16 protein-coding genes are annotated in these 12,866 nt (G+C 43.6%); 5 read left to right on the top strand and 11 right to left on the bottom strand.

The window, feature by feature from the left end; genetic code table 11:
* Window positions 1-33 precede the first annotated feature (33 nt).
* Together mscL and QNN06_RS06945 are read left to right on the top strand one after the other, a co-directional pair.
* Window positions 34-426: a large-conductance mechanosensitive channel protein MscL gene (gene mscL, locus QNN06_RS06950; RefSeq protein ID WP_284037308.1), complete on the top strand. Its 393-nt coding sequence runs from the start codon at window positions 34-36 to the stop codon at window positions 424-426.
* An 81-nt stretch (window positions 427-507) separates the two neighbouring features.
* Window positions 508-1,119 (top strand): Bax inhibitor-1/YccA family protein, encoded by a 612-nt coding sequence (locus QNN06_RS06945; RefSeq protein ID WP_213118873.1) that lies wholly within the window; start codon window positions 508-510, stop codon window positions 1,117-1,119.
* Window positions 1,120-1,172: 53 nt separating this feature from the next.
* Here the strand turns inward: QNN06_RS06945 and QNN06_RS06940 are convergent, their stop codons facing one another.
* The 7 genes from QNN06_RS06940 to safA form a co-directional block, all read right to left on the bottom strand.
* A complete protein-coding gene (locus tag QNN06_RS06940) occupies window positions 1,173-2,507 on the bottom strand; it encodes a polysaccharide biosynthesis protein (RefSeq protein WP_213118160.1) in 1,335 nt (444 codons plus the stop codon).
* Between the two features lie 121 nt (window positions 2,508-2,628).
* Window positions 2,629-3,261 carry a response regulator gene (locus tag QNN06_RS06935; RefSeq protein WP_213118161.1) on the bottom strand — a complete coding sequence of 211 codons (633 nt, stop codon included), beginning with the start codon at window positions 3,259-3,261 and terminating at the stop codon, window positions 2,629-2,631.
* Window positions 3,254-4,297 carry a sensor histidine kinase gene (locus QNN06_RS06930; RefSeq protein ID WP_213118162.1) on the bottom strand — a complete coding sequence of 348 codons (1,044 nt, stop codon included), beginning with the start codon at window positions 4,295-4,297 and terminating at the stop codon, window positions 3,254-3,256. The genes QNN06_RS06935 and QNN06_RS06930 overlap by 8 nt, the downstream gene beginning before the upstream one ends.
* On the bottom strand, window positions 4,294-5,028 hold the full coding sequence (gene liaF, locus QNN06_RS06925) for a cell wall-active antibiotics response protein LiaF (protein ID WP_213118163.1): 735 nt from the start codon (window positions 5,026-5,028) through the stop codon (window positions 4,294-4,296). Before liaF ends, QNN06_RS06930 begins: the two co-directional genes overlap by 4 nt.
* An 82-nt stretch (window positions 5,029-5,110) precedes the next feature.
* Window positions 5,111-5,761 carry a PspA/IM30 family protein gene (locus QNN06_RS06920; RefSeq protein WP_213118164.1) on the bottom strand — a complete coding sequence of 217 codons (651 nt, stop codon included), beginning with the start codon at window positions 5,759-5,761 and terminating at the stop codon, window positions 5,111-5,113.
* A gap of 21 nt (window positions 5,762-5,782) precedes the next feature.
* Window positions 5,783-6,130, bottom strand: a complete 348-nt coding sequence (locus QNN06_RS06915) for a lmo0954 family membrane protein (protein ID WP_213118165.1) — start codon at window positions 6,128-6,130, stop codon at window positions 5,783-5,785.
* 277 nt (window positions 6,131-6,407) lie between these two features.
* Window positions 6,408-7,019 (bottom strand): SafA/ExsA family spore coat assembly protein, encoded by a 612-nt coding sequence (gene safA / locus QNN06_RS06910; RefSeq protein WP_213118166.1) that lies wholly within the window; start codon window positions 7,017-7,019, stop codon window positions 6,408-6,410.
* Between the two features lie 109 nt (window positions 7,020-7,128).
* On the opposite strand from safA, the gene QNN06_RS06905 reads away from it, so the two are divergent.
* From QNN06_RS06905 to QNN06_RS06895, 3 genes are all read left to right on the top strand, one after another.
* Entirely contained in the window at window positions 7,129-7,509 is a 381-nt protein-coding gene (locus QNN06_RS06905) for a DUF1360 domain-containing protein (protein ID WP_284037307.1), read from the top strand.
* 55 nt (window positions 7,510-7,564) lie between these two features.
* Window positions 7,565-7,726 carry a hypothetical protein gene (locus tag QNN06_RS06900; RefSeq protein ID WP_213118928.1) on the top strand — a complete coding sequence of 54 codons (162 nt, stop codon included), beginning with the start codon at window positions 7,565-7,567 and terminating at the stop codon, window positions 7,724-7,726.
* A 124-nt stretch (window positions 7,727-7,850) separates the two neighbouring features.
* The gene (locus QNN06_RS06895) at window positions 7,851-9,380 is read left to right on the top strand and encodes an FAD-dependent oxidoreductase (protein ID WP_284037306.1); all 1,530 of its coding nucleotides are present in this window, start codon (window positions 7,851-7,853) and stop codon (window positions 9,378-9,380) included.
* A 193-nt stretch (window positions 9,381-9,573) separates the two neighbouring features.
* Here QNN06_RS06895 and QNN06_RS06890 read toward each other — a convergent pair whose 3' ends face one another.
* From QNN06_RS06890 to QNN06_RS31365, 4 genes are all read right to left on the bottom strand, one after another.
* Window positions 9,574-9,714 (bottom strand): hypothetical protein, encoded by a 141-nt coding sequence (locus tag QNN06_RS06890; protein WP_213118169.1) that lies wholly within the window; start codon window positions 9,712-9,714, stop codon window positions 9,574-9,576.
* A gap of 56 nt (window positions 9,715-9,770) precedes the next feature.
* Window positions 9,771-11,240, bottom strand: coding sequence for an amidase family protein (locus tag QNN06_RS06885; protein ID WP_284037305.1), 1,470 nt, complete (start codon window positions 11,238-11,240; stop codon window positions 9,771-9,773).
* 96 nt (window positions 11,241-11,336) lie between these two features.
* Window positions 11,337-12,476, bottom strand: a complete 1,140-nt coding sequence (locus QNN06_RS06880; protein WP_217035543.1) for a DEAD/DEAH box helicase — start codon at window positions 12,474-12,476, stop codon at window positions 11,337-11,339.
* Window positions 12,477-12,557: 81 nt separating this feature from the next.
* Window positions 12,558-12,857 (bottom strand): DUF5658 family protein, encoded by a 300-nt coding sequence (locus QNN06_RS31365; protein WP_481819243.1) that lies wholly within the window; start codon window positions 12,855-12,857, stop codon window positions 12,558-12,560.
* Window positions 12,858-12,866: the final 9 nt, after the last annotated feature.

Genomic DNA, 12,866 nt, shown 5'->3' with positions numbered 1-12,866 from the left:
ATATATTGGACCATTTTATGGAGGTTGAAATGTATGTGGAATGAGTTTAAGCAATTCGCGATGAAAGGTAATGTCATCGACTTGGCAGTCGGTGTGATTATCGGCGGGGCGTTTGGGAAAATCGTCTCCTCGTTAGTTGATAATGTGATTATGCCAATCATTGTTTTATTAACTGGTCAAGTAGACGTGAAAGATCTGGCCTTTAAAAGTATTAAATACGGAGTATTTATCCAAAACATTATCGACTTTTTTATCATTGCCTTCACGATATTTCTTTTTATCAAGTTTTTAAACCGTTTCAAGAAAAAGGAAGAGGTAAAAGAACAAGCACCGGTAAAAGTAGGTCGCTCAGAAGAATTGCTTGCTGAGATTCGTGATTTACTAAAAGAAGACAAAGATTTTTTACGAAAAAATGAAACTCCTTGACCACTTTTTCGTATATATTTAATGTAAGCAAATTATTTATGAGGTGAAGATAAATTGTATAATACACAAACTTCAACTGGAATGATGCCTTCGGTATTACGGACGTTCGCGTTATCACTTGCCGTTGCCTTTCTTGGTACAATGGCAGGTGTCTATGTTCCGCCTGCATTATTTATGCCATTAGCTATTTTAGAATTTATTATGATTCTCGCTGCTGTTTTCTTTAGAAGAAGGAAAGCCATCTCTTACTCTTTCCTTTATGTCTTTACGTTTATTTCAGGAATCACCCTGTATCCAATTGTCGCTTATTATGCAGCAACTGCCGGCGCCAATGTTGTTGTAATGGCGTTTGCTACAACAACCGTCGTGTTTGGCGGGATTTCCATTTATGCGGCTAAATCCAAACGGAACTTCTCTTTCCTAGGCGGATTCCTGCTCGCTGCCTTGCTTGCGTTAGTAGCAATTTCGATTTTTAACATTTTCTTCCCGTTAAGCTCAACCGGAATGCTTGCCTACTCCTTCATCGGTGTACTGGTATTCAGCGGATATGTTCTCTTTGATATCAGCCGGATGAAGCATTACGGTGTCCGTCCGGAAGATGTACCAATGATGGCGTTAAGCTTATATTTAGACTTCATCAACCTATTCGTCAGCATCCTTCGTATTTTCGGGATTTTGAATAGCCGGGACTAATTAAACTAGAAAAGGAGCTTGGTTCAAAGTGAACCAAGCTCCTTTTTCATTTATTAATGCTCCATTGTTTTTGGAACAGTACCCTTCATAAAAAAGGTAAGTCCAATTTTTTTGCAAACAGTAGCATAATGCATCAAGAACAATAAAACCGAACCTGTATTCATGCCAATGATGACTCCATTCATTCTCCACTCATACATCGAGCCAAGCCAAAGAATCAGAGCGAAGCCAATGACCGTCGACCAAATAATATGGAAAAACGCCTCTTTAATCATATCCAGTCCAATCATAAACGCCTGAAGCGGCATGATGAAGTAATGGAATAAGAAAAACGGCCAGAGCAGCTGCAGGTAAATAGCCGATGTTTCTGATTTAAAAAATAAAGAGGTTAACTCGGGTGCAAAAAAATAAAAAAGCGTAACGGCCGCAATGCCGTAGACGAAGGTAAGGACCATTACCTGCTGCAGCATCTTTCTAAGCGATGGGTAATCCCTTTCAGAATGGGTTTTCGAGACGGCCGGGATAAGTACGATCAGCAAGGAATGGGCTATAAACGCCGGGAAAAAGCCGATCGACATCGCGACTCCCATCAGCATCCCAAACTGTTCAGTCGCCGCTGTGTGAGTTAGGCCGGCATGAACGAGGGCCGCTTTGATAATAAAGGGCTGGATGGCACCCGTAAAAGCCGAAAACAAGCGCATGCTAGTGGTTGGAATAGAGACCGCCATTAAATTTTTCCTGACAAGCTTGCGATTGAGATTAGAGAACGGCTGGCGTTTCACGTGGTGATATTGAATCATGAACATGTAAATTAAGTAAAGAAAGACGACAATTTCACTGCCAATCAGCGTCCCAAGGGCCACTAGCAAGGAGGTCTCAGCGTTAAATTCAAAAAAGCGGAACAGCGCAAACAAAAGCCCTAGCTGGACGGCTTTCCTAAGGAAATTAGAAATCGCAATCTTCCCCATTTGCTGTCGCCCCATAAAATAGCCTCTGGCAACGGAGGTAAAGGAAATCACCGGAATTAAGAGGAGCACGAGCCACCTGATGTACGGGTGGTAGGTATCAAATACTGGGATAAACGGTATCAGCGCTGTTCCTGCCAGCAATAAGATACTCGTGAAGACAATCGTAAGTGTTATCGCATGATATAAGATATTCCGATGATAGCGTTCCTCCCTTTCCGCGACAAATTTGGAAATTGAGACAGGCAATTCAAAGCTCGATAGCAAGACAATGAGAAAAACGGTCGGAAGAATGGACATATACAGCCCGAGACCATGGGAGCCCAATTCCCGCGCCAGGATCATATTAACCAAAACTTCAATTCCTTCACCTAAAAAAGCGGTTGCCGCCAAAAAGAAAATACCCTTGTAGTAAATAGCCATTTTGGATTCCCCTTTATCAATCTCACTTTTATAAACTTATGAGACAAGTTCTCGGATTAGTAGGGGATTTTTTCGGTGCATACAAAAAAGACTTCCCAATCTCGGGAAGCCTTTAAAAGATCTATTGAATCAACGAATGCTTAAACGCATAAATAACCGCCTGGGTGCGGTCCTGGACGTTAAGCTTGCTTAAAATATTGCTAACATGAGTTTTGACCGTTTTCAATGCAATAAAAAGTTCGTCGGCAATTTCCTGATTGGTCTTGCCCTGAGCCATCAAAAGCAAAATTTCCAGTTCGCGGCTGGTTAAGTCCTCATGGGGCAGGTGCTGGCTTTTTTGGCGCATTTTCACCATCATTTTTCCGGTTACTTCCGGCTCAAGAACGGTTTGGCCCTGGTATGTGGCTCGAACAGCATTGGCGATTTCACTCGCTTTTGAGGTTTTCAACATATAGCTTGTTGCCCCAGCCTCCAACGCCGGGTACACTTTTTCATCATCCAAAAAGCTGGTCACGATAATGATCTTGGCTTCCGGCCACTGTTCGATAATTTGCCTTGTCGCCTCAATCCCATCCATTTCCTTCATGACCAAATCCATTAAAATGATATCTGGGCGCAGCTGCAACGCCAGCTCGACTCCAGTTTTTCCATTATCCGCCTCACCTACAACCTTAATATCAGGCTGTGCTGAAAGATAAGCGGACACACCAATTCTCACCATTTCATGATCATCGACAAAGACTACTCTAATCATCCGCATCCTCTCCATTACTCATCACCGGGACCTTCACTTCAAGCCTCGTCCCCTTATTTTTCATACTGACAACCTTTAGCGTACCGCCAATTTCCAGCGCCCGCTCATGCATATTCTGCATGCCATAAGAGCCGGCTTTCGCAGACTCAACCTCAAAACCAAGCCCATCATCGACAACCCGCATGATAATCAGATGGTCCCTCTTGATTAACAGCACTTCCAGTTTTTTTGCCTTCGCATGCCGTAATGTGTTGGAAACCGATTCCTGAAGAATCCGGAAAAGATGATCCTCGACACCCTTATCAAGCTGAAATTCCTCAACCTTCCACTGAATATCCATTGTTACCTTTTGCCTTAATTCGAGCAGCAGCTCTTCAATTCCTTCCTGCAGCGATTTGTTCTTTAAGGCAATCGGACGCAGATGAAGAAGAAGTGCCCGCATCTCAAGCTGGGATTGATGAATCATTTCCTCCACCATTTTTAACTGTTTTGACTCAAAGGATTCCGCAGATACTTCCCTCGTCTCATTGATGGCTGACATCATCATCGAGGCTGCAAATAGCTGCTGGCTGACGGAGTCGTGTAGTTCTCTTGCTAACCGATTCCGCTCCTGTTCAATAATTTCCTGGATGCGTGCTTCCTGATCCTCGACCTTTTCGGTAGCAAGCCGTTGCGAAAGCTTTGCCTGCTCGGCGAGCTGTTTGCCGATTTTTTCAATTCGTCCGGCAATCGCCTGCATTTCTGCCACCGGCTGCTTGCCGGTAACATCCGTATACCTTCCCTCCTCCAATTGATGGAGGGAGTGTTCAATACTGTGAAACTGCCTTCGCCAAAAAAGCCCCGTCACAGCACCAAGCAGAATCCCGCCAGCAATACTGAAAGCAGGAACAAAAATGATAATCGGAATATCCATGAAATTTCTCGTCCACAGTTCCGACCAATTTTCCAAAACTACCGTAAAAACGGCAGTAATCATAATCGCCAAACCTAAGGCAAAACCGATACTCCACACTATCTGACGGCCTGTTGTACTCATATGCGGGTCACCTCTAAATTCCCGACGATGAGCGATGTAAAGATTTTCACCTTGTGCTCGGCCTCTTCATATCCCGGTGTTTTTAATTGAAAAACCTGGTTAAACATTTTCCGTTCATGATGTTCTAAAACAACAGAGGAACCTACCAGGCAGGAATGCTGGACACTGACGTCCACCTCATACGGGACGAGAATCTGCACATTCCCAATCAGGTTGCGGATAAATATGACCGTTTCCCCTTTAGGCAGCATCGTATAGCTAAGGTCAATGATTGTGTCGCCGATGCCGGCCTGGATATTGATATCATTCCATTCATAAACACCGACCGGCGTTTTTTGCTGGCCCAAAAAGATATTCTCAAACAAAGGCTTTGTTTGAATGAGAGTTTCTTCTTTTTCTGTATTCTCCGTTTCGATGATTTGCAGATCAATTTTATTGGGATTCTTTTTCGAGGTAATAAACTGTATAAAAAAGTGCAGTAATATCGCTAATAGAAAAAATTTAAAGGTCATCATGTTTAAAACGCTGATGACAAAGAAAAAGATTCCGCCGATGAATAGAAGTTTGCCAAGCTTTTTTCCGGACCTTTTTCGGCCCAGATAGACCATGCCGCCTGCTATAAATAAAGAGAAAATGAGCCCGCTGTTGAAAAATAATATTTCTAATAGCAATATGACCACGCCGACAAGCATCAGCCAGCCTAAATAGTCATTTTTTACATTTTTAAACATCGGTTCACCTCTCCTCTCGTTATATGTATGGGCAAAAGGCGTAGGACCCTACGCCTTCATTCTTAAGAATACCATGTTTTGGTTAAGAAATGGACTTGCTTTCTTCCAATTTTATGTTTTTTTCTAATTCGGCAACCCTTGCGTCAATCGTGCTGCGGTAATATGAGCTGTTCACCTTGTGTTCAAGGCCGTCAAGATAGTTCTCAATATCCTTGAAGCGGGAGAAGGCTTTATCCGAATAGGTATTATTGGAGTCTAATACCTGATTCATGCGCTGGTTGGCACGCGTGACGTTCTCACGGCCCATCAGTTCCATCCGGCGAAGCTGCATGTCTTTCAGCTTATGCTTCATTTCTTCATATTTTCTTTCCAATTCCCCAAGCTGACCTTTTGTTTGTTCAAGTGAGGCACTTAGGCGCTCAACACGGGCAGCATATTGTTGGAGTTCGCTTTGAGCAAATTGATATAACTCTTCCTCGCCGGCTTTCGCAGCCACTTCGGCTTGATACTTTCTTTTCGCGGCCATTTCCGAAGCCTGATGGAGTTCTTTTGTAAATTCATCCCGCAGACGGTACTGACGTTCTACCAGTTTTCTTACCTTTTCAGTTTCCTGCTCGCTTTCACGAAGATATTGATTCAGCAGGGCAATCGGGTTTTTGTTTTCCTTTTGGTCAAGTGCCTCATGTAAATCGGCTAAAACAGTGTTTTTAATTCTTGTAAATAAGTTGGTCATGATCATACTCTCCTTTAAATATTAGTTTTTGTTTAGATCGGTCCATTGTTTTTCAAAATTAACGAATGGATCGGATTCTTCCTTAAACTTGATAGTTTTGTTTTGATTCCATTTTTTGTAGATGATATATAGCACATATGCTGCGACGGCACCGATGATGGCAGGTACATTATGGAAAGCTGCCATCAGGACGATGAATCCGATAATCCCAAGACCTATTTTTGCCCAGATGGAATCTGCTTTTAAAAATTGCTTTGCTATGAAGTAAAGAAGCACCAGGCTGACCACTAATCCTACCATTGGACCGATAGTGGAAAGTAACACCACTGCAGCGATACCCCCCGCAACCAATAAACCAAACTTTTTCATTTCGTTGTTCACTCCCTTTCTTTATCTTGATTTCATCTTACCTTTTTTCCATGGTTTCCATAATTGCGCTAGAGCTGGATTTTTGGATAGGTCTAGAGTCTTAGAAGGGATCGGCCCGAAGAAACATAAAGAAAACTCGCCGATTGGCGAGCCCCAAAGGGCGAAGACAGAGGCGTAGTTGCACTTATGCGTTAAGAAAGTATAAATTTGATAAAATTTATACTTTCTTATTAGCCAAAAAAGGCCAGTTTCCTACGAAACCGACCCTTCTTCCATGTTATTTAGATATAAACATTTGCACCCAATAATGTCCGTATGAACCGCCCTTTGCGTAACCAACGCCGATATAAGTGTTAGAGCTTAAAATGTTGGCGCGGTGCCCAGAGCTGTTCATCCATGACTGAACCACAGAGGCCGGTGTTGTCTGCCCAGCAGCAATGTTCTCGGCTGCGCTGCGATAGGAAATTCCAAAACTCTTCATCATTGTAAATGGACTTCCGTACGTAGGGCTTGTATGGCTAAAATAACCCTTGTCCCGCATATCCATCGCTTTATAACGGGCAACCCGTGAAAGTTCCCAATCCGCGGTCATCGGCTTTAAGCCATTTTTCGCCCGTTCTTGATTGGTCAATTGAATGACTTGATTCTCAATTGATTTTACACCGCCTAAATCCGGAATCGTTACCTTTTGGCCTGGATAGATGAGAGCCGGATTTTTAAACTGGGGATTTGCGGAGATAATTTCCGAGAGACCTACCTGATACCTGACTGCAATTTTCCAAAGCGAGTCTCCCGGCTGAACCGTATAGATTTGCTGGGCAAATGACACGCTTGGGATACAAAATAGAGCTAGCAAAAACAAGAAACTAAACCATAGAGATTTTTTCATTTTACACCTCCTCCGAATATAGAATTTTGATTTCAGGCTCAAAATATACAGGGAAGGATAAATATAATTTAAAGCCGTTGCTACGAGGCTTGTGGAGGCCTAAAAACAAGTGAAAGACATTTCTTGGATGACTTATATTATGTTAATTTTGGCGAGCTATCGTTTTACCCATTTAATCGTTTTTGATAAAATCACCGAATCCATTCGCAGGCCATTTATGAAAAAAGTGGAGGTGAAAACGGAGAACGGGGAGGTACATACCAAGGAGGTCCCAAAATCCCTGTTTGGTTACTTATTAAAGTGTTATTGGTGTGCCGGTGTCTGGAGCGCGATTATTCTGGGAGGCGCCTATTTGATTTTTCCCAAAATAACTTTAGTTTTTATTTTTATTTTTTCCATTGCCGGAGGCCAATCCATTATTGAGACGTTTGTCGGCGTCAATATTAAAAAAGTTGATTATTATTCTGAGTTAAAGAAAAAGGATAATTAGCAAGATTATTTCCCCTTGCGCATATATTTTTAAAAAGATTTTAAGGGGGAATATCGTGGGTGTCTGGTGGGTTACGACAATTGGCATGGTGATTTGTCTTGGTCTTGCAGGTGGTGTATTGGTTCACTTTCTAAGAAGTGCCTTGGATATTGAAGACTCGACCCGTATAGATAAAATCGACAGCAATACCGAAACCCAATTTACAGACAAGTCTTAAATGGTGAAAATAATTGAACGGAACCCTGTTTAACGCAGGGTTTTTTTTTATTTTATAAACTTACATTGATTTTTCAATTTAGGAAAAATTAAACATGAGATTATTTTGGTAATGGAGGGTATTTATGAGTTCTAATAAAATTCCAAGGTTTCCGAAGCCTTATTGGCGGGAAATTGAATTGCCTTCTTTTGAAGCCTTAAATGAGGATTTGTCTGTTGATGTGGCTATAGTCGGCGCTGGAATAACCGGTATCACCGCTGCCTATTTATTGACACAGGAAGGCCTGAAGGTCGCAATTTTGGAGGCCGGCACTGTGTTAAACGGCACTACAGGTCATACGACCGCTAAATTAACGGCCCAGCATGACATTATTTATGATGAATTAATTAGCCATTTTGGCGAGGAAAAAGCCCGGCAGTATTACGAATCAACCTCTTCGGCTATTGAGTTCGTGGAACGGCTTGTAAATGAAAAAGGAATTGACTGTGATTTTAGCAAGGAAGATGCCTATGTTTATGCCACTACGGAGCAGTCGAAGAAGAAGCTTGGAACCGAATCGGAAGCCTACCAGCGCTTGGGGATTCCTGGCACGTTAAAGGATACGATTCCTTTTAATATTCAAGTCACAGGAGCCTTGGCCATGCACAACCAGGCTCAGTATCATCCGTTGAAGTTTTTGCGGGCACTTTTGGATGAAGCTGTGAAGGCCGGCAGTCAGGTTTATGAACATACGACGGCTTGGGATATTGAGGATGCGGAAGGTCCGCAGCCTGTGGTAGTAACCAAAGGAGGCAATCGTGTAGCCTGCAAGCATATCATCATGGCTTCGCATTTTCCTTTTTACGATAAACCGGGGCTATATTTTGCAAGAATGTATGCTAGCAGATCCTACGCAATTGGAATCAAGACGGATAAAGAGTTTCCCGGCGGCATGTATATCAGCGCCGACGACCCGCCCCGCTCCATCCGTTATACGCCTATAGATGGGGAAAAGTTGATTATTGTGGGCGGCGAGAAGCATAAAACTGGCCAGGGCGAAGACACGATGAAGCATTTTGAAGCCTTGGAGGCATTTGCTGAAGAGGTATTTGGGATTAAGGAATATGCCTACCGCTGGTCCGCGCAGGATTTGATCACTTTGGACAAGGTTCCGTATATCGGCCCGATTACGGAAGACCGGTTGAATGTTTTGCTGGCGACCGGATTTAAGAAGTGGGGCATGACGACAGGCATTTTTGCCGGGCATCTGCTTCGTGATTATGTATTGGGCCGGGACAATCCTTATAAAGACCTGTATTCTCCGCACCGGTTCAATGCTGACCCTGAATTAAAAAATGTCATTACGACGAACTTGGACGTTGCCAAGCATCTTATTAAAGGGAAAATTGAATTTGTTCCGAAGGATGCAGATGAGTTGGTTGCCGGTGAGGGCTGTTCCGTCATGTTTAACGGAAAAAGAGCCGGCGGCTACAAGGATGATAACGGCAAACTTTTTGTGGTAGACACCACCTGCACCCATCTCGGCTGCGAATGTGAGTGGAACCATGCCGAAAAGACCTGGGACTGCCCATGCCACGGTTCCCGGTATTCCTTTAAAGGCGAAGTGATCGAAGGTCCGGCCAAGGAAGGACTGGAATTGCTGTCGGAAGGGTGAATTTGGTAGAATAGGTGCGGATTATGACCTAAGATGTGGGTAACGACCTTCGTTGACCAATAGTCAAAGGACACCCAATTGGATATCTACAAATTTTTAGCGGATATCTACAATTTTTCAGTGGATATCTACAATTCGACCTTTCTCCAAAAAAACGCCTCCCAGTCGCTCAAGGGAGGCGTTTTTATCTCAGTTATCTAGGGTTCCCGTGCGGACGGTTCTGTTTTAAAGCTTCGCCAGTTTCAAATTCAACCAATTCAGAGCTTGTTTTCATGGCTTTCTTGCGGTTGTTATTACGCTGGGCATTTGCGTTGCCGAGTTTCGTTCTACCCACACTAATCAGCTCCTTTTTTAAAAAGTCATTGATAGTATGAGTGAAAACAAAATGACTTATTCTAAACTTAAAACAGGTGCTTTTCTTAATTTTGTCAGCTGTTCGAAGGCATAGGCCACCTCAATCAAAACAGGTTCACTGTAGGCGGTTCCGGCAAACGTGATCCCCACCGGCTCACCACTAACAGTAAACCCAGCCGGCACAGCGATGGATGGATACCCCGCTTTGGCGCTGATGTGTGACCCTTCATCGCCTGGAAAAACAATTGCATCCAACCGATATTTTTCCAAAGCATAATCAATTCCTTGCTCTGTCGAGTGATATAAGTCAAATTCCAACGCATCCACATAAGCAGACTCTGTTAAAGATCCGCTTGTCTGTTCGGACTCCAGCAGCACTGCCTGGCTATATTTCAGCATTCGCTCTTCATCCGCATTGTTAAACGCAATCAAGTCGCGCAAACTGCGAATTGTGACAGATGGGTGTAAACCGTTCAAATAGGCATTCAGGTCTGGCTTAAATTCATATGTTAACACATCATATTTCCATTCCGCTTTGGCGCAAGGAATTTCAATTTTCTCCACCACTTCCGCACCAGATGATTTCAAAGCCTCCACCGCAGCCTTAAAAACTTCTTGCTTTTCCTTCGTTAAAAGCTCAAGGAACCCATCAACCGCGATGCCAATCCTTTTACCTGCCAGACCGTCCTTAAGAAGGCTTTTTGAAAAATCGACCCCGGCCAGTGGATTCAACAATGTAATTGGGTCTGCCTCATCCCGGCCGCTTAAAGCGCCAAGGAGAATCGCAGCATCCTCCACCGTTCTTGCCATTGGCCCTGCTGTATCCTGGGTATGAGCAATTGGAATAATCCCGCGGCGGCTAATCAGCCCGACTGTCGGTTTAATGCCGACTAGGGAATTTTGACAGGATGGATTTAAAATTGATCCAGAAGTTTCCGTCCCAACCGCGGCGGCGGCGAAATTGGCAGCCACTGCTGCACCCGAACCCGAACTCGACCCGCCGACATCAAATTTGCCTGGGCCATACGGATTTAATACCTGTCCACCGCGCGAGCTATAGCCACTTTTCATTCCATACGCCATGAAATTGGCCCATTCCGTCATATTTGTTTTTCCGAGAATAATCGCACCGGCCTTGCGCAATTGCTCGGCAACATAGGAGTCCTTCAAGGCAATAGAATCCTTTAAAGCTAGCGACCCAGCACTGGTATGCATTTTGTCATGAGTGTCAATATTGTCCTTTATTAAAATCGGAACGCCATGCAGCGGACTGCGCGGCCCCTTCACTTTTCGTTCTACATCAAGTGCTTCCGCTATCTGTAAGGCATCTGGATTTATTTCCAGAACCGAATGAATCTCCTTATCATAAACTGAAATCCGTTTTAAATATAACAGGACCAATTCCTTGGATGTAAGCTCGCCGATTTCTAATTTTTCTTGAATTTCACTAATGGTGACTTCCTCAAGCCATTCTTCAAAAAACGTTTTTAATTTTGGACTTTGCATCACGTTTCCCCTCCAATTTCACCTCTTATTATTCAAGAAAGTTACCTAAAATCCTTTTCCATTATGAAAAAAAGGCTGTGGAAAATCCACAACCCTCTAACGCCGTAGCGTCTGCTGCTCCGCCACGATTTGTCCTCTAAAGAAAATTCTTTTTTCAACCGACACTTTTAATTCCCGGCCGTACTGTTTTAATTCCCGCTCTTCCCGGTCTGTTACCAATGAGATGACCATACCATCCGCACCCATCCTTCCAGTTCTGCCGGCGCGGTGGATATACTGGGTGATATCCTTTGGCAAATCAATTTGGACAACATGAGTGACCCCCTGAATATCCAGCCCTCTTGCGGCCACATCGGTAGCAATCAGCATGTTCAGCTTTCCATCACGGAACGCTTTCAGGATCGCCTGACGGTCTAGCTTTTTCATTTCACTATGTAATATTCCAACAGAAAGGTCTTTAAAATCGAACTTTTCCTTCATCACCTGGAGTTCGCCGATATCATTGATAAAGGCAAGCGACTTGCTACCTTCTAGGCGGGCTATTTTTTCAAGCAATTTTATTTTGTCACGGCGTTCGCTGACAAAATAAACATGCTCAACCTCTCCACCGGCTGAAGCCGCATCATTCCGAGAAACTCGTATAAATTCTGGCTCTTTTGCTAATTCCCTAGCAGTCTTTTCGACTGCAGGCTTCAGTGTCGCAGAAAACAACACGACTTGCCGGTCAGCCATCGTGGATTTCACAATAGTTTGCACTGAGCCCAAATGCTCATGAATTAGCAACTGGTCGCCTTCGTCCAGGACAATCATTTTAACCTCGTGCATTTTCACTTTTTTCTGCTTAATCAATTCGAGCAGCCTTCCTGGCGTGGCAAAGATGACATGCGGGCGCTTTTTTAATTTTTCAAGCTGGCGTTTCAGGTTGGCCCCGCCGATAATCGATGTGCCCCTGATGCCGCTGCCTTCCGACCACTTCTGGAATTCTTGAAAAATCTGCATCACCAGCTCCTGGGAGGAAGCCAGGACAACCGCTTGAAGGGACTGCGCATCAGCATCTATTTGATTCAGCAATGGCAGTAAATAGGCTAGAGTTTTCCCGGTTCCCGTGGGCGATTCGGCAATCACATCTTTTCCCTCTAGAATTAATGGAACAGCCTGTTCTTGAACGGCGGTGGCAGATTGAAATCCAGACTTTTCCCATGTCTCTTGTAAAAATGGCTTTAAATTATTTAACATGTTGTACTCCCTTTTCTAAATCATTTTTCATGTTGTATTTGATACTAACGTAATTAGTTGCAAGTGTCTAGTTGGCAAAGGTTAGGCCGAGGTATTGAGATAGAGGAGAATCCATACCATATGGAAAATTAGCACAGAAGAATAAAGAACACAAGCGGAAATTAAAAGGGTGCGAACCCTTCCCTTTAAGGGATTAAGATAATATAAACCAATTAACAAAATGGGAAGGAAAACTTTAATTAGGTAAAAATACTCCCAGCCTTTTTCAATGACCGCCTTTATCAGAGGATTTCCCTCTTCTACGACTCCTAAAGATATTCCGAAATGTGTCAAAAGCGCATCCAACGTTCCTGCACCCAACAAGAAAAAACAAAGCCTCACATTAGCCCC

The sequence above is a fragment of the Neobacillus sp. 114 genome (genome assembly GCF_030127045.1).
GTDB lineage: Bacteria > Bacillota > Bacilli > Bacillales > Cytobacillaceae > Neobacillus > Neobacillus rhizophilus.
This window is presented reverse-complemented; position numbering and strand designations above follow the sequence as displayed.

What these genes read in the sequence shown, in the direction of transcription:
- mscL (WP_284037308.1), top strand. Translation starts at nt 34, where the DNA reads ATGTGGAATGAGTTTAAGCAATTCGCGATGAAAGGTAATGTCATCGAC.
- QNN06_RS06945 (WP_213118873.1), top strand. Translation starts at nt 508, where the DNA reads ATGATGCCTTCGGTATTACGGACGTTCGCGTTATCACTTGCCGTTGCC.
- QNN06_RS06940 (WP_213118160.1), bottom strand. Translation starts at nt 2,507, where the DNA reads ATGGCTATTTACTACAAGGGTATTTTCTTTTTGGCGGCAACCGCTTTT.
- QNN06_RS06935 (WP_213118161.1), bottom strand. Translation starts at nt 3,261, where the DNA reads ATGATTAGAGTAGTCTTTGTCGATGATCATGAAATGGTGAGAATTGGT.
- QNN06_RS06930 (WP_213118162.1), bottom strand. Translation starts at nt 4,297, where the DNA reads ATGAGTACAACAGGCCGTCAGATAGTGTGGAGTATCGGTTTTGCCTTA.
- liaF (WP_213118163.1), bottom strand. Translation starts at nt 5,028, where the DNA reads ATGTTTAAAAATGTAAAAAATGACTATTTAGGCTGGCTGATGCTTGTC.
- QNN06_RS06920 (WP_213118164.1), bottom strand. Translation starts at nt 5,761, where the DNA reads ATGACCAACTTATTTACAAGAATTAAAAACACTGTTTTAGCCGATTTA.
- QNN06_RS06915 (WP_213118165.1), bottom strand. Translation starts at nt 6,130, where the DNA reads ATGAAAAAGTTTGGTTTATTGGTTGCGGGGGGTATCGCTGCAGTGGTG.
- safA (WP_213118166.1), bottom strand. Translation starts at nt 7,019, where the DNA reads ATGAAAAAATCTCTATGGTTTAGTTTCTTGTTTTTGCTAGCTCTATTT.
- QNN06_RS06895 (WP_284037306.1), top strand. Translation starts at nt 7,851, where the DNA reads ATGAGTTCTAATAAAATTCCAAGGTTTCCGAAGCCTTATTGGCGGGAA.
- QNN06_RS06885 (WP_284037305.1), bottom strand. Translation starts at nt 11,240, where the DNA reads ATGCAAAGTCCAAAATTAAAAACGTTTTTTGAAGAATGGCTTGAGGAA.
- QNN06_RS06880 (WP_217035543.1), bottom strand. Translation starts at nt 12,476, where the DNA reads ATGTTAAATAATTTAAAGCCATTTTTACAAGAGACATGGGAAAAGTCT.